We start from the raw sequence: 18,746 nt of genomic DNA, 5'->3' as shown, positions 1-18,746 counted from the left end.
TTATAGCGGGTCGGAATGTCCCTGGCTAAATTTCTGCCGGTGCAAGACCTCGATAAACGCCCGTGACGCCGCGCTACGGTAGGCGTCTTTACGCTGCAACAGCACCGCCCGGCGAGCGGGCATGACGTCGGTAAGCCGCACCGGGTGCAACTGCGGGTTTTCCTGCGCAACCGCTGCCGGTAGCAGGGTAGCCAGTTGGCCACGGCGCACAATTTCAATGATGGCACCAATCGCGTTGGCCTCCATTGCTACCCGGGGGCGGATCCCCTGTCGACGACAATAATCGTCGATAAACTGACGGGTAGCGAAGTCCTCGCTTAATAACACCAGCGGTTGCTGTTCGAACACCTGCGCACTCAAAGGCTCACGCTGTTGAACCAGCGGGTGCTGAGCCCCAACCATCATATTCAGCGATTCGGTAAACAGCTCCTCGGCCACGATGTCCACCGATTGCGCCTGACTGAACGCGATCCCCACATCCAGCCGGTCTTCCGCCAGAAGCGCCTCGATCCTGTCCTGCGTCATTTCATGAATACTCACCGAAACGCCCGGATATTGCCGATAAAAAGCATCGATAACAGGCCCCACCAGATAGGCGGTAAAGGTTGGCGTCATCGCCAGCCGCAAATTACCGCGTTCCAGCGTCGCCACGTCATGGATCGCCCGAGTGCCGGCTTCCAGATCCTGCAGCGCCAGCCGGGCATAGCGCATCCAGGCCATACCGGCGTCGGTCAGGCGCACCGTTCGGCCGGAACGATCAAACAGAGGCGTTCCCAGGTTTTCTTCCAACTGCTTGATTTGTTGCGACAGCGTCGGTTGCGAGACGTGTAGCGCTTCGGCGGCGCGGGTGAAGTTGCCCTGTTCGGCAACGGCAAGAAAATAACGGATGTGTCGCAGCAGCATAACGCCTCAACTATTAGTAATTCCTATGGAGACCATTATAAATGGGTCTTAGACCCTATAGCCAGAGCGGCGCATCATGCCCCCATCGCTTAACAGCATCCTGATGGAGACAGCATGAAAGAGGTTATTGAGGGTTTTTTGAAGTTCCAGCGCGAGGCGTTTGTCGAACGTTCCGAACTGTTCCGGCAGTTGGCCACGCGCCAGAACCCACGCACCCTGTTTATCTCATGTTCCGACAGCCGCCTGGTGCCGGAACTGATCACCCAGCGTGAGCCGGGTGACCTGTTCGTGATCCGCAATGCCGGCAATATCGTGCCTTCGTTCGGCCCGGAGCCGGGTGGCGTAACAGCTTCTGTGGAATATGCCGTCGCCGCACTCGGCGTGGAAGATATCGTGATCTGCGGACACTCCGACTGCGGCGCAATGACCGCCATCGCCACCTGTCAGTGCCTGGATCATATGCCAACCGTAGCGAATTGGCTGCGTTACGCCGATTCAGCCAAGGCGGTGAATCAGGCCCATCCGCATACCTCTGAAAGTGAACGCGTCAGTTCGATGGTGCGTGAGAACGTCATCGCACAACTGACCAATATTAAAACCCATCCTTCAGTGGCGCTGGCGCTTGAGCAGGGCCGGTTGAAGCTGCACGGTTGGGTCTATGACATTGCCAGCGGCTGTATTGAAGCGCTGGATGGCGAAACCCGCCGCTTTATTCCACTGGCCACCAATCCAAATGTCACGGCTACCCCTGCCGTATCCCGTTTTTAATCTCAATAAGGAGATAACATGACACAGTCCCTGCATTATTCATCCCCACGCGAAACCTTGACCGACACCATTATGGCCGCCAAGATCCGTAAAAACCTGACCTTCGAAGCGATCAACCAGGGTACCGGGCTGAGTCTGGCCTTCGTCACCGCCGCTCTGCTGGGTCAGCATCCGCTGCCAGAACAGGCGGCACGTGTGGTGGCCGCCAAGCTCGATCTGGACGAAGACGCCATCCGTCTGCTGCAAACCATTCCGCTGCGCGGCAGCATCCCTGGCGGTGTGCCGACCGACCCAACCATTTATCGCTTTTATGAAATGGTGCAAATTTACGGCTCCACGCTGAAAGCGCTGGTGCATGAGCAGTTTGGCGACGGCATTATCAGTGCGATTAACTTCAAACTGGACATCAAGAAAGTGCCGGATCCGGACGGTGGCGAACGCGCGGTGATCACCCTGGACGGTAAATACCTGCCAACCAAGCCTTTCTGATCCTGACGATGCCGGCGATAGCGTCGCCGGCATTGGATGCTTTTCTCCGCAGTCTCTGCGCTTCACCCCATCTATTCACCGTATTTGATAAGGCTCAGACGTTCTTCCTCGGTAGGGGCGACAAAATATTGCGTGAGCAGATCGAAGGTCTCTTCACTGAGCACAAAGGGATGTTCACCTTGCTCATTTCTGTGTTTTATTCTGCTCTTGCACTGCGCATTGCTGACGTCCAGAAAATGCAGGCAGTGCGCTACACCGGCCTCCTCCGCCAGTTGTCTGGCCCATAAGCGCCGATCCGGCGTATTCATCGGAAAATCCAGCACCACCGACAGACCATGCCGCAGCAGTTGCACCAAATGCTCGCTCAGCACCTGCCGCAGGTTGGCGGAATAACGAACGTAGTCCTGTAGGGTTTTCATCTGCTGGTCATATAACGTTGCCAACCAGCTATCTTCAACGATCAGCAGCGTATGGGGCTGCTGCGCAAGTCGATTTGCCAGGGTTGATTTGCCGGAGCCGGCTTTGCCGCACATCAAATGTAAAACGGCGTGGGAGGAATTATTCATGGCGTTCTCCTGAAGGTGAGTACCGGCAGGAGGAAAATATGACCCGCCTTACCGGCGGGTTTTAGCATGACAGAGACGCGCTATCCCACCACTCCGAGAATGGTGATAATAATCTGCGCGAATGAAACCTTGTTTATGCTCATACATTATCAATAAGGCAAATCCCCACATATTGTCAACAACGCTGTGCCTCACAGAGTCATAACTGATAATGGCCGCGCACTTTACCCCGCGTGATAGCCGCGGCTGTCATGCGGGATCTGTTCTCGCTGATCCAGACCATAATCCCGCACCACCTCAGCTACCCGCAGGCGATACTGTGCCAGCACGCCATGGCGGCCCCGTTTCTGTGCGGCTCGGTGCTGCTCGACATTTCGCCACTGCTGTACCGCCGCCTCATCACGCCAAAAGGACAGTGACAGCAGCCGCTGTGGATCGGCCAGGCTTTGAAAACGCTCAATGGAAATAAAACCGTCAATTTCTGCCAGTAGCGGCTTCAGATCGGCGGCCAAATCAAGGTAGGTCTCACGCTGGCCGTCAGCGGCCTGCAGCTCAAAAATAACGGCAATCATAAGGCGCTCCTGTCAGAGGTAAAACTCAGGCATACATGCATTTTGTGAACCCATCCTAACGGTGGACGCACAGCCATACTTCGCCTAATCTCGAAGTATGAATAACATCGATATTGAAGATCGTCTGGCGGCACTGAGCGGTGCCATTGCCGACCGCACCCGGGCGCGCATGCTGTGCCTGCTGATGGATGGTCGCGCTTATACCGCCACCGAACTCAGCGCCGCGGTGGACGTTGCCGCCTCTACGGCCAGCGGCCATCTGGCACGCCTGCAGGAACAGCGACTGATCGCCTGCGTCAAGCAAGGGCGTTACCGCTATTTCCGTCTGGCAGGGCCGGAAGTCGCCGCCGCGCTGGAAACGCTAATGGCACTGGCCGGCGTCGAAAAGCCCGTGGTGAAAAGCACTACTCCGACGTCATTGCAATTCGCTCGTACCTGTTATGACCATCTCGCCGGTGAAGTGGCGGTAAAACTGCACCAACGCCTGCATCAGCTAACCTGGTTAGAAGGTGAGGAAGACTATCGGTTAAGCGAGGCTGGCCACGCTGCACTCACTCGGTTGGGCGTCGACTGTTCCCCTGCGCCCTCACGAAGGCGCTTCGCCTGCGGCTGCCTGGACTGGAGCGAACGCAAGGCCCATCTGGGTGGTGCATTAGGTGCGGCGATGCTTACCGCATTTATCCGTCGTGGCTGGATAAAACGCCAGTTGGAGAGTCGTGAACTGCAGCTCACCGCCAGCGGAAAAAAAGCGCTTAAAGCACATTTTGACCTCACTGTTTAACCTCACAACAGGTTAGTTTTGGTGCAATACTCAATAAGCAAACCGTCAACCCGAGGACTCCCCATGCTCGATCAAACCCAATTCCCAATCACCAAACTGTGGCCGGCGCAGCATCCGGAGCGGCTGCAGCTCTATTCGCTGCCCACGCCGAACGGGGTAAAAGTTTCTATCATGCTGGAGGAGATCGGCCTGCCGTATGAAGCGCACCTGATCGACATCGGCAAAAACGAGACCTGGACGCCCGAGTTTTTGTCGCTGAACCCGAACGGCAAGATCCCGGCAATCATCGATCCCGATGGCCCTGGCGGCAGGCCATTACCCCTGTTCGAATCCGGCGCCATTCTGCTGTATCTGGCGGAAAAAAGTGGCAAGTTCCTGCCGCAGGATCCGGCTCTGCGTTATGAAACCATTCAGTGGGTATTTTTCCAAATGGCGGCCGTTGGCCCCATGTTCGGTCAGCTCGGCTTCTTCCACCGTTTCGCCGGTCGTGAATACGAAGATAAGCGCCCGCTTGAGCGTTATAAGAATGAGTCGAAACGCCTGCTGGGCGTACTGGAAAGCCGGCTTGAAGGCCGCGACTGGATCATGGGCCAGGATTACACCATTGCCGACATTTCACTGTTGGGCTGGGTGCGTAATCTGATCGGCTTCTACGAAGCCCGCGAGATAGTCGATTTCGACAGTTTCCCACGCGTAGGGCAATGGCTGGAGCGCGGTCTGGCACGACCGGCGGTGCAACGCGGCGTCAACATTCCCGCCCGCAGCGAATAATGGCCTGCCTGGGATAGCCGCCCGGCTATCCCTTTTGCGTCTTCTTTACCGTCATAAAAGTGTCACACCCCTGCATTACCCTCCCTGCCTAACAAGTTCGTGTTATACCCCTATGATTTTTAAGCCACAGTCAGGCATCCTGTTCGCTCATCCCCAGGCGCTTACTCCAGTAAGTAACCTGGGGTTAGCGAGTGCTGGTAACCACGCTGTAGCTTGAAAGGCGACCGGGTATTTATGTTTTTATATTACGACAAGGAGCTTTCCCCGATGTTGCAGCCTGTTTCCCTGATCGCCAGTGCCGTGTTATCCGCCTTATTATGCTCAAGCGCCTTCGCCGATGAGACGCAGGCCAACGCTGCCGGACTTTCCGAGCGTGCGGCTCGCGGCAATATCGTTGAACCCGGCGGAGCACGTCGCCTGAGTGGCGATCAAACCGCGGCATTGAAAGCTTCGTTGTCTGATAAAACGGTCAAGAATGTGATTTTGCTGATTGGCGACGGCATGGGCGATTCGGAAATCACTTCGGCACGCAACTATGCCGAAGGCGCAGGCGGCTATTTTAAAGGCATCGATGCCCTGCCGTTAACCGGCCAATACACCCATTATTCGCTGGACAAGAAAACCCACAAGCCGGATTACGTCACTGACTCCGCCGCCTCCGCGACTGCCTGGTCCAGCGGCGTCAAAACCTATAACGGCGCGCTGGGCGTTGACGTTAATGGCAAAGACCAACCGACCTTATTGGAAATTGCCAAAGCGGCGGGTAAAGCCACCGGCAACGTTTCCACCGCAGAGTTGCAAGACGCCACACCTGCGGCGCAGATTTCCCACGTCACCTCGCGTAAATGTTACGGCCCGGAAGAGACCAGTGAAAAATGCGCAACCAACGCGCTGGAAAATGGCGGCCGCGGTTCGATCAGTGAACAGTTACTCAAAGCCCGCGCCGACGTCACCTTAGGCGGCGGAGCAAAATCCTTTAATCAGTTAGCCAAAAGCGGCGAATGGCAGGGAAAATCACTGAAAGAGCAGGCAACTGCATTAGGTTATCAGTGGGTGGAAAACCTCGATGCCCTGAACGCCGTTAACGTCGCCAATCAGCAAAAGCCGCTGTTGGGGCTGTTTGCCGCCGGCAATATGCCGGTGCGCTGGCAGGGGCCGAAGGCCAGCTATCACGGTAATCTCGACCAACCGGCGGTGACCTGTCAGAACAACCCGGCACGTACGGCGGATATCCCGACGCTGGCGGTTATGACCGAGAAAGCCATCGACCTGCTGAAAACCAACAAAAATGGTTTCTTCCTGCAGGTTGAAGGCGCATCGATCGACAAACAGGATCATGCCGCCAACCCGTGCGGCCAGTTCGGGGAAACTGTCGATCTGGATGAAGCCGTGCAGAAAGCATTGGAATTCGCCCGTGCCGACGGCAACACTCTGGTGATCGTCACCGCTGACCATGCTCACTCCAGCCAGATTATCGCCGCCGACGCCAAAGCGCCGGGCCTGACGCAAATGCTGACCACCAAAGATGGCGCGCCAATGACCATCAGCTACGGCAACTCGGAAGAGGATTCGCAGGGCCACACCGGCACCCAGCTGCGTGTTGCCGCCTACGGCCCGCATGCCGCCAACGTCGTCGGGCTGACCGATCAGACAGATTTGTTCTATACCATGCGTGACGTCATGGCGATCAAGTAAGCTAACGACCCCGTCCACTGATTAATTAAACCCTGTTCATCGTTGCTCACGCCGGCGATGAACAGGGTTTTCGCCGTTTGAAACCTCCAGGCTACTGCTATATTGTGGGACCTGTATTCCTCGCAAAAATGTTCTGCCCTGTCCGTAAACAAACCAATGTGATCCCACCCGACAATAAGGATGAGCTCTTGCATTTGATTACCCTGCCCTTCACCACCGAACGCCTGCAACTGCGCCGCTTCACGCCCGACGATCTCGAAGCCTACTCGACTTACCACCGTTTGCCGGAGGTCTATCGTTATCTGTATGCCCCCACCCCGGACAACGCGCAACTGGCCGATCAGCTTGCTCAGGCGATAGCTTCGCGCTTCAGTCAGGACGGCGATATTTTTTATTGCGCCGTCACCCTGAAGGACAGCGGAGAGTTGATCGGTGAAGTGTTGTTGAAACTGGCTAACCGCGCCGCATTACAAGCCGAGATCGGTTATATCTTCAGCCCGGCCTATGCCGGTAAAGGTTATGCCAGCGAAGCCGTGCAAGCGGTGTTGGATCGGGGGTTTAACCAAGTGGGCTGTCACCGCATTTTTGCCCGGCTCGATGCAGCCAATCAGGGGTCTATCGGGGTCGTCGAACGTCTGGGGATGCGCAAAGAGGCGCACCTGCGACAAAACGATCGTTTCAATGGCCAATGGGGTGATGAACTGATTTATGCACTGCTGAAAGAAGAGTGGCCGTCGGCAGCAATGAAGGCCCGCCGCTAAGCGTCAACCAGCATCTTGGCCGCACTGAAATGCCCGGCGGCCATTTTCATTTTGTTACCTGCTGCTATTTGCCATTATTCCATAAATATTGTGTGATATTGGCATATCGTTTAAATCAGCGGCAATTAGACCTTATTAATTTAGCGGTTATATTTAAATAAAAATAATAAATGAATGATTCCTGCCTTTAATGGGCTTTTTTTAGTTACAAAAGTAGTTTTTAACAATATTGCAAACAATAATATCCCCGCAGTAACCAGAGTTGAACAACCTGTCCCCAGACAGCCTGTAATAATCCACTTTTCGTTAAGAAAACGATTAACAAAAAGACATTATCACTGTCACTCGGCTTAGCCGGGCGGGTTAGTTTTACTTATTTCCAGGGTAACTCCCGATAAATTCTTTCACCTGCAATGAGTAGAATTTACACACAAGAGATTTGATTCAATGAGAAAATTACTCGTCCTGATCTTCTGCCTGAACCTGTTTGGCGTTACGCAACAGGCGACGGCGGAAGAGAATAAGTCCGTTGATGTGGTACTGATCGGCGGTGGCATCATGAGCGCCACGCTGGGGACCTACCTGCATGAGCTGGAGCCAAACTGGTCCATCGACATGTATGAGCGCATGAACGGCGTGGCTGAAGAAAGCTCCAACGGCTGGAACAACGCCGGTACCGGTCACTCCGCCTTCGCTGAAATGAACTATACCCCGGAAAAAAAAGACGGCACCATCGACATCAGCAAAGCCGTGGTGGTTAACGAGTCTTTTGAAATCTCGCGTCAATTCTGGTCTTATCAGGTGAAAAATAACGTCCTGAAAGATCCAAAATCCTTTATTAACAGCGTGCCGCACATGAGCTTTGTCTGGGGTGACGACAACGTCAACTTCCTGCGCAAACGCTATGCCGCACTGCAACACAGCACCCTGTTCCGTGGTATGGAGTACTCAGAAGACCCTAACCAGATTAAACAGTGGGCTCCGCTGGTGATGAACGGCCGCGATCCGGCGCAGAAAATTGCTGCGACCCGCATGCCGCTGGGTACCGACGTTAACTTTGGCGTGATCACCCACCAACTGGTGGACACGCTGACCAAAAACCCGAACTTCAAGCTGAACCTGAGCCATGAAGTCCGCGACATCAAGCGCAACGCCGACAACACCTGGCGCGTCACCGTGGCCGATCTGAACCGTGACGGTAAAGAAACCACCGTGAATGCCAAATTCGTGTTTATCGGTGCAGGCGGTGCTTCTCTGACGCTGCTGCAGAAAACCGGCATTCCCGAAGCCGAAGGCTACGGTGCCTTCCCGGTCGGCGGCCAGTTCCTGGTCACCACCAACCCGGAAATCGCTGACCAACACCTGGCCAAGGTTTATGGCCTGGCCAGCGTAGGTTCACCGCCGATGTCGGTTCCGCACCTGGATACCCGCATGCTGGACGGCAAGCGTGTCTTGCTGTTCGGACCGTTCGCCACCTTCTCCGGCAAGTTCCTGAAAAATGGTTCACTGTTCGACCTGCTGCACTCCCTGAGCACTTCGAACCTGATGCCAATGACCCACGTCGGGCTGGACAACTTCGACCTGGTGAAATACCTGGTGGGTCAGTTGATGATGAACGACGACGATCGTTTCGCTGCGCTGAAAGAGTACTTCCCTGAAGCCAAACAGGCAGACTGGAAACTGTGGACCGCCGGCCAACGCGTGCAGATCATCAAAAAAGATGCAGATAAAGGTGGCGTACTGCAGTTCGGTACCGAAGTGGTCAGCTCCGAAGATGGCAGCATTGCCGCTCTGCTGGGTGCATCACCGGGCGCATCAACTGCCGCACCGATCATGCTGCACCTGATGGAAAAAGTGTTCAAAGATAAAGTGGCTACGCCGGAATGGCAGAGCAAACTGAAAGAGATCATTCCGTCTTACGGCCACAAGCTGAACGGCGATATTGAAATGACCAACAAGATCCGCGGCTACACCAGCAGCGTCTTGCAGTTGGACTATATCGAAGTGAAGCCGGAAACTAACTGATCCCCGTCTTTCCCCTCTTTGCTCAAGGCCGCCACGTGCGGCCTTTTTCATTTCCCTGCGACCCAAAGAGCACGTTTAGCCACCTTTTTCCCCCGGGTTAACACTTGCGTAACCCGTCTCCGCGGCCTATTATCAAAGCATCAACTTGGATAATTACTGTTACCTACTGTGACCTGAATGTCGTACCCGCAGGAGAACTAAAACAATGGATCGCGTTAATATCATTCACGATTTGCTGGACTGGATTGAAACCCATCTGGATCAGCCGTTACTGTTAGACAACGTAGCGGCGAAGTCAGGCTACTCCAAGTGGCACCTGCAAAGGATGTTCCGCAGCACTACCGGGCATGCTTTAGGCAGTTACATCCGCGAGCGTCGACTGTCGCAAGCCGCGCAAGCACTGCGTTCGACCCCGCGCCCTATTCTCGACATTGCCCTGCAGTTCCACTTTGATTCCCAGCCGTCTTTTTCACGCGCATTTAAAAAACAGTTCGGCAAAACGCCGGCGGTTTATCGTCGCACAACTCGCTGGGACGTCGCAGAGATGCACCCGCAGCCGATAGAACCGCTGAACGGGCATCGCCATGAGTCACCGGGCGTTCATCTGTGGTATGCGGGGAAATGTCTGGACAGTGTCTGCACCAACTGGGTTGGCCAGAGCTGAGAGAAAAATGCATTAAAAAAGGGGTTCAGCGCAGGCTGAACCCCTTTTTTACTGAAAGAGATTACTTAAAGGTTACGTCAATATTCGCCGAAGCACTGAATGGCCCAACCTGTGGATTGGTATTCAACCACTTCAGACTGGCCAAAAAGTTCTTTTCAACGATGGTACCGTTGACCAGGCCCAGATCAACCGGGGAGTTCATCATGATCGGCGTGTTTGGTGTCGCCGCCTGCGAAATTAAAATACCGAAGCCGCTGTTGCTGGTTGGCATAATCAGACTGTTATCCTGCAAGGGATAAGTGGTGCTGAAACTGGCCTGCAAGGTTTCCCCTTTGCAATCCTGCCCGGTTGTCGGGTCAGACATGTTAGCCGCAACGGAGAAAGGAACCTGCTTCTCGATTTTGCCGGCCACCGCATTTTGACGCGGAATGGTGCCAAAGTTTACGGTTGAACCGTTGTTAGCCACCACGGTAATTTTCGGGTTACAAGAGATAAACTGAATGTTGCCCAACCCGGAAATATAGGCGTTAAAGTTACTGTTTGGGCGACTATTCAAACCACCTTTACCGTCAACCTGGAATACCGAGTAAGAATTATTGTCGTTGATCTTGCCGCCTGCAGGCGGTGCCTTACCGGTGGCCTTGATATAAATAGCGTAGGAAACCGTCACCGACAACGGTTTTGCTGGCGAAAGACAACGGCTACCGGAACGACGGCACTCGGTACCTGGACCAACATCCTGCTTCGCATTTTTGACCGGTTTGATGTCAACGCCGTTATAGGTCACACCCACTTCAATCGAGTTATGGATCTGACTCATTCGAGCCTGGGGATCCCAATACAGAAATGCGTTCTCGCCATTTGGAAAACCATCGGTATCAGTACACTGGAAAGTTGACGTGAAGGTCTGTGAACGCCACAACAGTGCACCCGCAGTGGTATTGGCAGTAGAGACTTTGATCGCTTTATCCAGCACGATATCCTGTCGGATATTCCCATTCTGCTTACAAGACAGCGCAAAGCTGCTCTGCGAGAACGTCCCCAGCGTGACCAGCAGCCCTGCCGCCAGCCCGAGGTTTTTATGTTTTAACAACAAAGAAGACATATTCATTCCTTTTACGGTTTTCCGCAGGTCAGCGAAAGTTCCTGATAGCCCATCAGCTGCTCGGTCGCCGATTTCAGTTCCGGCACTATCAACGAACAGCTGTCGCCGGCATCGCTGCCCCATTTAACCAACAGGCGATCCCCTGCGGATGCGCCGGAGATATAAATATCCCCATTGGTACCCACGGTACCGTTGTTCTTGCCGTCGGCGCTAAACACGTTGGCACCGATTGGCGGTACGCTGCCGTCCAACAGTTTACTGTGTACCAGCAGGCTTTGGCCGGTATGCGTTTCAAATTTCACGCGGGTAATGGCGCCATATGTCGGTACCACGTCGCGGGCCGCCATCGGGATATCCAGGCCGTTGCCGATATCCTCAGTGCGCAACGCCACGCGGTTGTGACGATAAGGTGAGGCCGAGGTCATTACCGCGTAACCGAAGCGGTCGATAGCCACACCCGGCTGGTTTTCCAGACGGACGCCCTTGGCATCTTTGGCCTCAACCAGCACAAAGGTATTTTGCAGCGGCTGGGTCAGCGTCACGCCGCCGGAGTGCGCTACGATACCGCCCGACACGCCCAGGGTAGACTGCTGGTAATCATTGCTGTAGCTGTAACCGGCATTGACGGTACCCATGCTGCCCTGGTAGCCGACGTTAGCCGAGCTGGTTTGGCCGGAGTAACGATCGTGACCACTTTGCACCGCGTAGTTCAGGCGGTTATCGTCCAGCGCGGTACCACTCAGGCCAGCGCTGTATGTATTACCGCTCTGCTTGCTGTGACCGGCGTTGAAGCTGGCCGTCATATCAGACGAATCGCGGCTGAAGAAGCTGAACGGAATAGAGACGCTCATGTTGATGCTGCGATCTTTATAACCGTAGTTGCTGCGGCTGTCCTGATAGAACACGCCGTAGCTGATATTTTTGTAGCTGCTGTTAAAGCCGGTTTGAACCGTGCGATCCTGGCCGGAGCCGCCCCAATATGACTGGTTGCTGATATTGGTGTACAGCGTTGAGTTACCGGCAATACGCTGGTTGATCGACAACTCTACACGCTGGCGTTTGTTGTTGAAACGGCTGGTGTAATAGGTACGACGCCGTGATTCTGCCCAATCCGGCACGCCCAGATTGCGGTCATTCTCATCGTAGTAATCGTTACGGTAGACGCCGTTTTCATAGCGATCGCGTTCCGCAACCGCATCAGAGAAATCATAGTAACCAGAGGTCGAGTAACGGTAACCGGCGATCTGGAATTCGGTGCCCCAGTCGTTGAGCGATTTGGAGTACAGGAAGCGGAAGCTCTCCCCCTGTTTGTCGTCACCGTTGACCAGGTTGGTGTCGGAATAGGACATATCGAAGGAAACTGCCCCCCAGACACCCATGTTTTTACCCATACCCACTACCGCCGAACGGTAATTTTCCGCGACCAGTACCCCACCATAAGGCGTGATGTCATACGCCATGCCGTGGGACAAGGTGCCTTGCACAAACTTCGGCTGGTATTTGGTGGTGCCGTCATGGTATTTACCGGCGGTCATCTGGTAGTCCCAGATCCCTTCGCGCAGCATGTTCGGCACGGAAGAGAACGGCACCACGAAAGAGGTTCTTGAACCGTTGGCCTCAATGACCGTAACGTTCAGGTTACCGCTCAAGGTGCTCGGGAAGATGTCGGTCAGCGCAAACGGACCCGGCGGCACGTTGGTGCTGTAAATGGTATAGCCGTTTTGGCGGATCTCAACGCGGGCGTTGGTCGACGCCACGCCACGGACCACCGGCGCGTAACCGCGCTGGCTTTCTGGCAGCATATCGTTGGCGCTGGAAATCTGCACACCGCGGAACTGAATGCTGTCGAATACGTTGTTATTGGTGTTGGTCTGGCCAATCACCAGACGGCTGCGCAGGGAAACGATGTCGGTTTCCGCCCAGCTTGAAACGGTATTCCAGTGCGTGCCGGCACCCGACTGCTGATTCAGCGTCGAGTTGTTACGCAGGCGCCAATTACCGACATTGATGCCGTTGTTCAGGCTCAGGAAGTAGTAGTCGGATGTTTTATCGTTGGCGTTATTACGGTAATTATTATGGTTGCCGCTGAAGTTATAGTTAACGAAACCGGCGTTAATCCCGCGATCGTAAACCTTCGGCGAGATAGCACCCTGTGGACGCGGCTCCAGGAATATCTGCGGCACTTCCAAATCCATACGCTGTATGGCTGCGTCGTAGCTCAGCTTGGCACCCGAAATTTGCTGTGACAGAGCGTAGCACTGCGCGGCACCTTCGGTTTTCATATCGCCCGGCAGTTTTACACCGTAGTCCTGGTAATCCTGCGCAGTCAGGCAAGGCGTTACCGGCGTGTCTTTGGCGTCTTTTTTGAATTCGATGTCGCGGTGATCGATACGCTGTCCGTTCAGGTAAATATCGAACGGATATTTACCTGGCAGGATATCATCGCCGCTGGACAACGCTGCCACCTGGGCAATGTTGTCATCGCCATGGATGAAGGAGGTGTTGAACTGCTCCTCCGCCATGGCCATATGAGAGAATGAAAATGGCACCGCAGAAAAATAAATTACACCATTAATCAGCCTGACCAAACGTTTTGGCGTGAGGGTTGTTATTCTTTTATGTGCCATTTTTTGTTCATTCCTTGAAGGGCTTAAATCAATTTAATGCAACGTTCTTAATCTCGGTGTGGCCGCCGTAATCGTTGATATAGGTGAACGACATACTGTTGGCCGACTGCGCGCCCTGTGGCAGAGCAATCCGCAGGCTATCTTGCGGTTTCACCATGTCGGCATTCACTTTCCAGCTTTTGCCACCGCTTTTCAGCGTCAGTACACCCAGCGTCACAAACAGTGGACCATTGTTGGTCACCACCAGATTGCTGCCCTGACGCTGCCATTTCAGAGCCTCTGCCTGCTGTTGCAGGTTGGCCTTCAAGGCTTCTGGGCGGTAGAACAGTTTGATACGGGTACGGATCGCCACCTGCAGCACGTTGTCTTGCTTAGGCGTTGGCGGAATTTCCTGTACGTTTACCCAGAGCAGACTTTCTCTGTCCTGCGGTAACCCGCTGCCGGAATAAATAAAGCGCAGAATTGCGTCTTTTTTGGCAGCCAGTTTTAAAATAGGTGGAGTGACCACGATCGGTAAATTCTTCGGCATCTGGCTTGAATCGCCAGTATCCAACCAGGTTTGCACCATATAGGTGTCGTCGCTGTCATTGCTGATTGAGAGCGATGCGGATTTACTTCCGCTGTTATAAATTACGCGCGTCGAATCAACCTGAATTCCGGCAAAAGCATTTACGGAAAACGCGAATAAAATACAAGAAAGCACTTTTTTCATCGGAATATCTCAACTCTCAGAATTTAGCCGTCCGTGGCCAATAGCTCTATCTATCCTGCCAGCGAATTAAATTACTTGTATTCGATGGTGAAGGTAGCGTTAGAGTTTGCCTGACCCGCAGTTACCAGATCCTGGTAAGATTTATAACGAGCGCGCAGGTTGAAAGTCGCAGAACCTGGGTTGTCGCCATCAGCAGCAACAGAAACGGTCGCAGGGGTAGCAACTTCCTGAGAGATTGGCAGAGTTGCGCCGTTGTTATCCAGGATTTCAACGCCAACGCCGTTAGCGCCGCCAGTTACAGCCAACAGCTCTGGGTGGCCAGCTGGGGTGTTACCGTCGAAACGCAGGGTGTAGTTACCCGCTTCACATTTCTCCAGGCTAATATCGAAAGCTTTAGCACCGCTGGTAGAACCAGAAGTTGGGAATGCGGTAGTAGGGTATTTACCCAGGTAAACTTCTTTATTCTGGTCTTTATCAACAACTTTACAGGTGGACTGTACGATTTCACCGGTGAATTTAACGTTGCCGCTTGCAGCAGTAGCGTTATAAGCAGTAGCAGACAATACCAGCGCGGCCAAAGGCAATAATACTTTTTTCATTTCCAGCTCCATAGAAAAACAATAAAATAATCGATTCAGTGACAGACGAATATATAGTTCCCCGGCACTGAGCATACACTCAGCGATAGCACTCCTTGCTTAAAAGGAGTGTTGCCTCGATGAACCCATTGCCGGACGAAATATAGACTAAGCGCATTCTTATTGTTAAATCGTTTAAAACATTCATAACCCCCCTCTTGATAGGAATAAACTATCAACAAATACCTATCGATCGATGTTGACGATTCAATCGAATAGGAATAATCTGTGTTTTGGAAAGTCATGCAGTCAGACATTTTTATTTAAGGCCTGATTAACAGCATATTATTCCGTATATTTACATTTTGTTACCTTTAGAGCCCTTTGGACTTCACGACTAAATGCGCGTTAAATGGTCTGCAAGCGACATTTCACAATCACGTCGCACCAAATAAGACATTTACCTATAAACAGCCTGATATTGAATTAATTTTAGTTAAAAAACAGGCAGTTACATATCAATCAAGGGATTGAGGAATGCGCAGTTCTTTTAGAGAGAAAAATAACGGAATTAATTATGTTTTCCAGCCAATGTTCGCAAAATCCGGACAATTGCTGGCCGTTGAGTGCCTATCTCGATTCACTTTTAATAGTGAATATGCGCATTTCTCTCCTGAACAGTTCTTTCGTACTGCCGATAGCGAGACCCGAATTGAGATTCTGTTAGACCAGGTCAGTCTGATAGAGAAATATAATCACTGGTTTCATGAGAATCAGGTTATAGCCACGCTGAATGTAGACGACCATTCACTGCGTTCGTTGGCCAATAGCCATTTTGCAGAAAGAATTAGCGCCACTCGCTGTATACATTTCGAAATCAGTGAGAACTCAACCCGTTTGGTTAAAGATCGCGTTCATGGCGATCCTTCACTAAAGAGCTATTCATTTTGGCTCGATGATTTTGGTTCTGGCTATGCGGGTTTTTCCGCGCTGTATAACAGCCAGTTCCGCTTCGTTAAACTCGACCGTTTTTTGTTATGGGACTTTATGAAAAAGTCCGGCGGCGACGGTTTAATGCGCGCTTTATTGCGCTTTTTTTACCTTAATCATTACAAGGTAATTATTGAAGGGGTTGAAACCCCCGAGCATAAAAAATGGCTGGACGAAATGCCATATTACGCACTGCAGGGAAAGCTGTGGAAGGAATCCGACATCAAGGATTTGAACTCGCTTCTTACAGCTGAATACTTTTAACTCATTATGGGTGTTTGCCATTATGTCTAAAAACAATGTCCTTGTTATTAGTGAGTGTAAGTACAGCTATGTCGGCCTTTCGGTGTTACTGAAAAAACATTACGGCAAGTACGATATCAGACTGTTTTCAGATTTTATGCACGGTGGCGCCAAGGCGGAGAAAATAATTAAGCACGACATCGCCCTGATCTTCACCTCACAAAATCTGGAGCAAAGCGTTAACGTCATTGAAAGCCTGGTGTCTTTGCATCAGCAATACAACTCCAAAACGCGTCTGTTGGTGTTTTATGACGATGAACGCGTGGTGAAACTATTGTCGATCCTGGGCATCTCCGTTGAATTGGTGTCTACACGCATTCCACTTTATTCGCTGCAGGAAAAAATACAGAACCTGCTGGAAAGTAAAGAGCCCGGGGGGATAAAAATGCAGAAAACCCGCGAGCTTAGCCCGGCGGAAAGCGACGTTATCTTCAACCTGTTGCGCGGTGACAGCCTGCTGCATATTGCCCAAAAGCGCGGCACCCACCCCAAAACGATTTTCTCTCAGAAATACAGTGCGATGAAAAAGCTGCGTCTGCGCAGCATGAGCAGTATTTTCGTTGCCAGCAAGTAACTCCCTCCTCCCCTTCAGGCTGCCACCGGCGGCCTGAAGGGCGGATTCAATGTTAAATTAATGTAACAATCAACGATAAAGCAGTAACAGCCACATAACACTCCTGTCTATTGGTTAGGATCCGCTCAGCAAACTTTCTGTGAGCCATGTCGTCTGGACTAATAAAAACATCAGGAGATGTTATGAAGTCATCATTATTCAGCCGTTATACCTGCCTTGTGTTGAGTCTTTTGCTGACGTTGGCGTCTTTGGCGCTGTTGTCCCATAGCCCCTGGTTTTGGCTACCGACGATCATTTTTGGTGGTCTGAGCGCGTTGGGCATTTATGATCTGACCCAACAACGCCACGCCATCTGCCGAAACTATCCGATCATCGGCCGACTGCGCTTTTTCTTCGAGTTTATTCGCCCGGAAATACGCCAGTACTTACTGGAAGAAGATAACGCGCAGATCCCGTTTTCACGTACCCAACGCACGCTGGTTTACCGACGCGCCAAAAATGAAATGGGCGACAAGCCGTTCGGTACCCAGTTGGACGTTTATCAAACCGGCTACGAATGTATCGGGCACTCCATGCGTCCGGTCGAGGTATCTGACCCCACCAGCTTCCGCGTGACGATCGGCGGTCCAGATTGCAGCCAACCCTACTCCGCGTCGATCTTTAACATCTCCGCCATGAGCTTCGGCGCCCTGTCGGCCAACGCCATTCGCGCCCTCAACCTCGGCGCGGCAAAGGGCAATTTCTACCACGACACCGGCGAAGGCAGTATCAGCCGTTATCATCGCGAAAATGGCGGCGACCTGGTCTGGGAATTGGGCAGCGGTTACTTCGGTTGCCGCACCGCCGACGGCCATTTTGATCCGCAACGCTTCGCCGAGCAGGCTAAAAAACCGCAGGTGAGAATGATTGAAATCAAGCTCAGCCAGGGGGCTAAACCCGGACATGGCGGCATACTACCGGCGAAAAAAGTGGATGCGGAAATCGCCGCAACGCGCGGCGTACCTGAAGGGGTCGACTGTATTTCTCCGGCTTCGCACAGCGCCTTCAGCACCCCAATTGAAATGATGCATTTCATCCAGCAGCTACGTGAATTGTCCGGTGGCAAACCCGTGGGCTTCAAACTCTGTATCGGCCACCCGTGGGAATTTGTCGCCATCGCCAAAGCCATGTTGCAAACCCAGATCTTGCCGGACTTTATCGTGGTGGACGGCAAAGAAGGCGGAACCGGCGCAGCACCGCTCGAACTGTCCAACTATATGGGCATGCCGCTGCGCGAAGGGTTGTTATTCGTCCATAACACCCTGGTGGGCTGCGGACTGCGTGACAAAATCAAGATTGGTGCCAGCGGTAAAATCATCAGCGCCTTCGATATCGCCAGCGTGCTGGTGTTGGGCGCCGACTGGGTGAACTCAGCCCGTGGTTTTATGTTCGCCATCGGCTGCATTCAGTCGCAAAGCTGCCATACCAATCACTGCCCTACCGGGGTCGCCACCCAGGATCCACTGCGACAGAAAGCCCTGGTGGTGCCAAACAAGGCCGAACGCGTTTATCACTTCCACCAGAATACGGTGAAAGCGCTGGCAGAAATGCTTGCGGCAGCGGGCGTCAGCCGCCCTGAGCAGTTGACTTCGCATCATATGCTGCGCCGTATTACCTCAACCGAAATCAAGGTCTACGCCGACATCTATTACTACCTGGAGCCTGGTGCACTGCTGCAAAAAGAGATCGAAAGCGATTTTTATGCGCGCATGTGGCGCATGGCGACGCCAAACAGTTTCGATCAGGCGATCGCCCTGCCGGCTTAAGGGGTACGTTTGTACCTGCTGAGGTAAAAGATAACGGGAATGAATTGCCCCCTCGCC

General features: G+C 53.0%; 18 protein-coding genes. 11 read left to right on the top strand and 7 right to left on the bottom strand.

The features are described from left to right. Entirely contained in the window at window positions 1–903 is a 903-nt protein-coding gene (cynR, locus tag AC1RKG_RS05235; protein WP_187962550.1) for a transcriptional regulator CynR, read from the bottom strand. Window positions 904–1,017: 114 nt separating this feature from the next. Between cynR and AC1RKG_RS05230 the strand changes: the two genes are divergently transcribed. Then, on the top strand, window positions 1,018–1,671 hold the full coding sequence (locus AC1RKG_RS05230) for a carbonic anhydrase (RefSeq protein WP_046374088.1): 654 nt from the start codon (window positions 1,018–1,020) through the stop codon (window positions 1,669–1,671). Window positions 1,672–1,689: 18 nt separating this feature from the next. Next, a complete protein-coding gene (gene cynS / locus AC1RKG_RS05225; protein WP_046374089.1) occupies window positions 1,690–2,160 on the top strand; it encodes a cyanase in 471 nt (156 codons plus the stop codon). A 71-nt stretch (window positions 2,161–2,231) separates the two neighbouring features. Here the strand turns inward: cynS and AC1RKG_RS05220 are convergent, their stop codons facing one another. Next, window positions 2,232–2,726 (bottom strand): P-loop nucleotide/nucleoside kinase family protein, encoded by a 495-nt coding sequence (locus AC1RKG_RS05220; protein WP_493182288.1) that lies wholly within the window; start codon window positions 2,724–2,726, stop codon window positions 2,232–2,234. Window positions 2,727–2,950: 224 nt separating this feature from the next. Continuing rightward, window positions 2,951–3,298, bottom strand: coding sequence for an antibiotic biosynthesis monooxygenase family protein (locus AC1RKG_RS05215; protein ID WP_128864023.1), 348 nt, complete (start codon window positions 3,296–3,298; stop codon window positions 2,951–2,953). A 97-nt stretch (window positions 3,299–3,395) separates the two neighbouring features. On the opposite strand from AC1RKG_RS05215, the gene AC1RKG_RS05210 reads away from it, so the two are divergent. The 6 genes from AC1RKG_RS05210 (at window position 3,396) to AC1RKG_RS05185 (ending at window position 9,995) form a co-directional block, all read left to right on the top strand. After that, on the top strand, window positions 3,396–4,079 hold the full coding sequence (locus AC1RKG_RS05210; RefSeq protein ID WP_020825967.1) for an ArsR/SmtB family transcription factor: 684 nt from the start codon (window positions 3,396–3,398) through the stop codon (window positions 4,077–4,079). Between the two features lie 63 nt (window positions 4,080–4,142). Continuing rightward, entirely contained in the window at window positions 4,143–4,850 is a 708-nt protein-coding gene (locus AC1RKG_RS05205) for a glutathione S-transferase N-terminal domain-containing protein (RefSeq protein ID WP_493182286.1), read from the top strand. A gap of 267 nt (window positions 4,851–5,117) precedes the next feature. Further along, window positions 5,118–6,545 carry an alkaline phosphatase gene (gene phoA, locus AC1RKG_RS05200; RefSeq protein WP_493182285.1) on the top strand — a complete coding sequence of 476 codons (1,428 nt, stop codon included), beginning with the start codon at window positions 5,118–5,120 and terminating at the stop codon, window positions 6,543–6,545. 188 nt (window positions 6,546–6,733) lie between these two features. Then, a complete protein-coding gene (locus AC1RKG_RS05195; protein ID WP_493182284.1) occupies window positions 6,734–7,306 on the top strand; it encodes a GNAT family N-acetyltransferase in 573 nt (190 codons plus the stop codon). A 447-nt stretch (window positions 7,307–7,753) separates the two neighbouring features. After that, window positions 7,754–9,331 carry a malate:quinone oxidoreductase gene (locus AC1RKG_RS05190; RefSeq protein ID WP_020825962.1) on the top strand — a complete coding sequence of 526 codons (1,578 nt, stop codon included), beginning with the start codon at window positions 7,754–7,756 and terminating at the stop codon, window positions 9,329–9,331. Between the two features lie 205 nt (window positions 9,332–9,536). After that, window positions 9,537–9,995 carry a helix-turn-helix domain-containing protein gene (locus AC1RKG_RS05185; protein ID WP_128864019.1) on the top strand — a complete coding sequence of 153 codons (459 nt, stop codon included), beginning with the start codon at window positions 9,537–9,539 and terminating at the stop codon, window positions 9,993–9,995. Window positions 9,996–10,056: 61 nt separating this feature from the next. On the opposite strand, the gene AC1RKG_RS05180 is transcribed toward AC1RKG_RS05185, so the two are convergent. The 4 genes from AC1RKG_RS05180 to AC1RKG_RS05165 form a co-directional block, all read right to left on the bottom strand. Then, window positions 10,057–11,100, bottom strand: a complete 1,044-nt coding sequence (locus AC1RKG_RS05180; protein ID WP_493182282.1) for a fimbrial protein — start codon at window positions 11,098–11,100, stop codon at window positions 10,057–10,059. An 11-nt stretch (window positions 11,101–11,111) separates the two neighbouring features. Beyond that, window positions 11,112–13,727 carry a fimbria/pilus outer membrane usher protein gene (locus tag AC1RKG_RS05175; protein ID WP_493182281.1) on the bottom strand — a complete coding sequence of 872 codons (2,616 nt, stop codon included), beginning with the start codon at window positions 13,725–13,727 and terminating at the stop codon, window positions 11,112–11,114. A 28-nt stretch (window positions 13,728–13,755) separates the two neighbouring features. Continuing rightward, window positions 13,756–14,439 carry a fimbrial biogenesis chaperone gene (locus AC1RKG_RS05170; RefSeq protein WP_020825958.1) on the bottom strand — a complete coding sequence of 228 codons (684 nt, stop codon included), beginning with the start codon at window positions 14,437–14,439 and terminating at the stop codon, window positions 13,756–13,758. Between the two features lie 71 nt (window positions 14,440–14,510). Further along, on the bottom strand, window positions 14,511–15,038 hold the full coding sequence (locus tag AC1RKG_RS05165; RefSeq protein WP_012005952.1) for a fimbrial protein: 528 nt from the start codon (window positions 15,036–15,038) through the stop codon (window positions 14,511–14,513). 516 nt (window positions 15,039–15,554) lie between these two features. Between AC1RKG_RS05165 and AC1RKG_RS05160 the strand changes: the two genes are divergently transcribed. The 3 genes from AC1RKG_RS05160 (at window position 15,555) to AC1RKG_RS05150 (ending at window position 18,689) form a co-directional block, all read left to right on the top strand. After that, entirely contained in the window at window positions 15,555–16,271 is a 717-nt protein-coding gene (locus AC1RKG_RS05160) for an EAL domain-containing protein (protein ID WP_122077852.1), read from the top strand. A gap of 22 nt (window positions 16,272–16,293) precedes the next feature. After that, window positions 16,294–16,884, top strand: coding sequence for a LuxR family transcriptional regulator (locus AC1RKG_RS05155; RefSeq protein WP_020825955.1), 591 nt, complete (start codon window positions 16,294–16,296; stop codon window positions 16,882–16,884). A 182-nt stretch (window positions 16,885–17,066) separates the two neighbouring features. Then, window positions 17,067–18,689, top strand: coding sequence for an FMN-binding glutamate synthase family protein (locus tag AC1RKG_RS05150; protein WP_493182279.1), 1,623 nt, complete (start codon window positions 17,067–17,069; stop codon window positions 18,687–18,689). Window positions 18,690–18,746: the final 57 nt, after the last annotated feature.

This window comes from Serratia sp. GW822-FHT06D09, assembly GCF_058799515.1.
The sequence above is the reverse complement of the archived record's forward strand: the minus strand, read 5'-3'. Positions and strand labels throughout refer to the sequence as shown.

Excerpts from the sequence above, each read along its gene's own strand:
- AC1RKG_RS05170 (WP_020825958.1), bottom strand. The coding sequence starts at position 14,439 with ATGAAAAAAGTGCTTTCTTGTATTTTATTCGCGTTTTCCGTAAATGCT.
- AC1RKG_RS05160 (WP_122077852.1), top strand. The coding sequence starts at position 15,555 with ATGCGCAGTTCTTTTAGAGAGAAAAATAACGGAATTAATTATGTTTTC.
- AC1RKG_RS05150 (WP_493182279.1), top strand. The coding sequence starts at position 17,067 with ATGAAGTCATCATTATTCAGCCGTTATACCTGCCTTGTGTTGAGTCTT.
- AC1RKG_RS05215 (WP_128864023.1), bottom strand. The coding sequence starts at position 3,298 with ATGATTGCCGTTATTTTTGAGCTGCAGGCCGCTGACGGCCAGCGTGAG.
- cynS (WP_046374089.1), top strand. The coding sequence starts at position 1,690 with ATGACACAGTCCCTGCATTATTCATCCCCACGCGAAACCTTGACCGAC.
- AC1RKG_RS05210 (WP_020825967.1), top strand. The coding sequence starts at position 3,396 with ATGAATAACATCGATATTGAAGATCGTCTGGCGGCACTGAGCGGTGCC.
- AC1RKG_RS05175 (WP_493182281.1), bottom strand. The coding sequence starts at position 13,727 with ATGGCACATAAAAGAATAACAACCCTCACGCCAAAACGTTTGGTCAGG.
- AC1RKG_RS05220 (WP_493182288.1), bottom strand. The coding sequence starts at position 2,726 with ATGAATAATTCCTCCCACGCCGTTTTACATTTGATGTGCGGCAAAGCC.
- AC1RKG_RS05190 (WP_020825962.1), top strand. The coding sequence starts at position 7,754 with ATGAGAAAATTACTCGTCCTGATCTTCTGCCTGAACCTGTTTGGCGTT.
- AC1RKG_RS05180 (WP_493182282.1), bottom strand. The coding sequence starts at position 11,100 with ATGTCTTCTTTGTTGTTAAAACATAAAAACCTCGGGCTGGCGGCAGGG.
- phoA (WP_493182285.1), top strand. The coding sequence starts at position 5,118 with ATGTTGCAGCCTGTTTCCCTGATCGCCAGTGCCGTGTTATCCGCCTTA.
- cynR (WP_187962550.1), bottom strand. The coding sequence starts at position 903 with ATGCTGCTGCGACACATCCGTTATTTTCTTGCCGTTGCCGAACAGGGC.
- AC1RKG_RS05185 (WP_128864019.1), top strand. The coding sequence starts at position 9,537 with ATGGATCGCGTTAATATCATTCACGATTTGCTGGACTGGATTGAAACC.
- AC1RKG_RS05165 (WP_012005952.1), bottom strand. The coding sequence starts at position 15,038 with ATGAAAAAAGTATTATTGCCTTTGGCCGCGCTGGTATTGTCTGCTACT.
- AC1RKG_RS05155 (WP_020825955.1), top strand. The coding sequence starts at position 16,294 with ATGTCTAAAAACAATGTCCTTGTTATTAGTGAGTGTAAGTACAGCTAT.
- AC1RKG_RS05230 (WP_046374088.1), top strand. The coding sequence starts at position 1,018 with ATGAAAGAGGTTATTGAGGGTTTTTTGAAGTTCCAGCGCGAGGCGTTT.
- AC1RKG_RS05205 (WP_493182286.1), top strand. The coding sequence starts at position 4,143 with ATGCTCGATCAAACCCAATTCCCAATCACCAAACTGTGGCCGGCGCAG.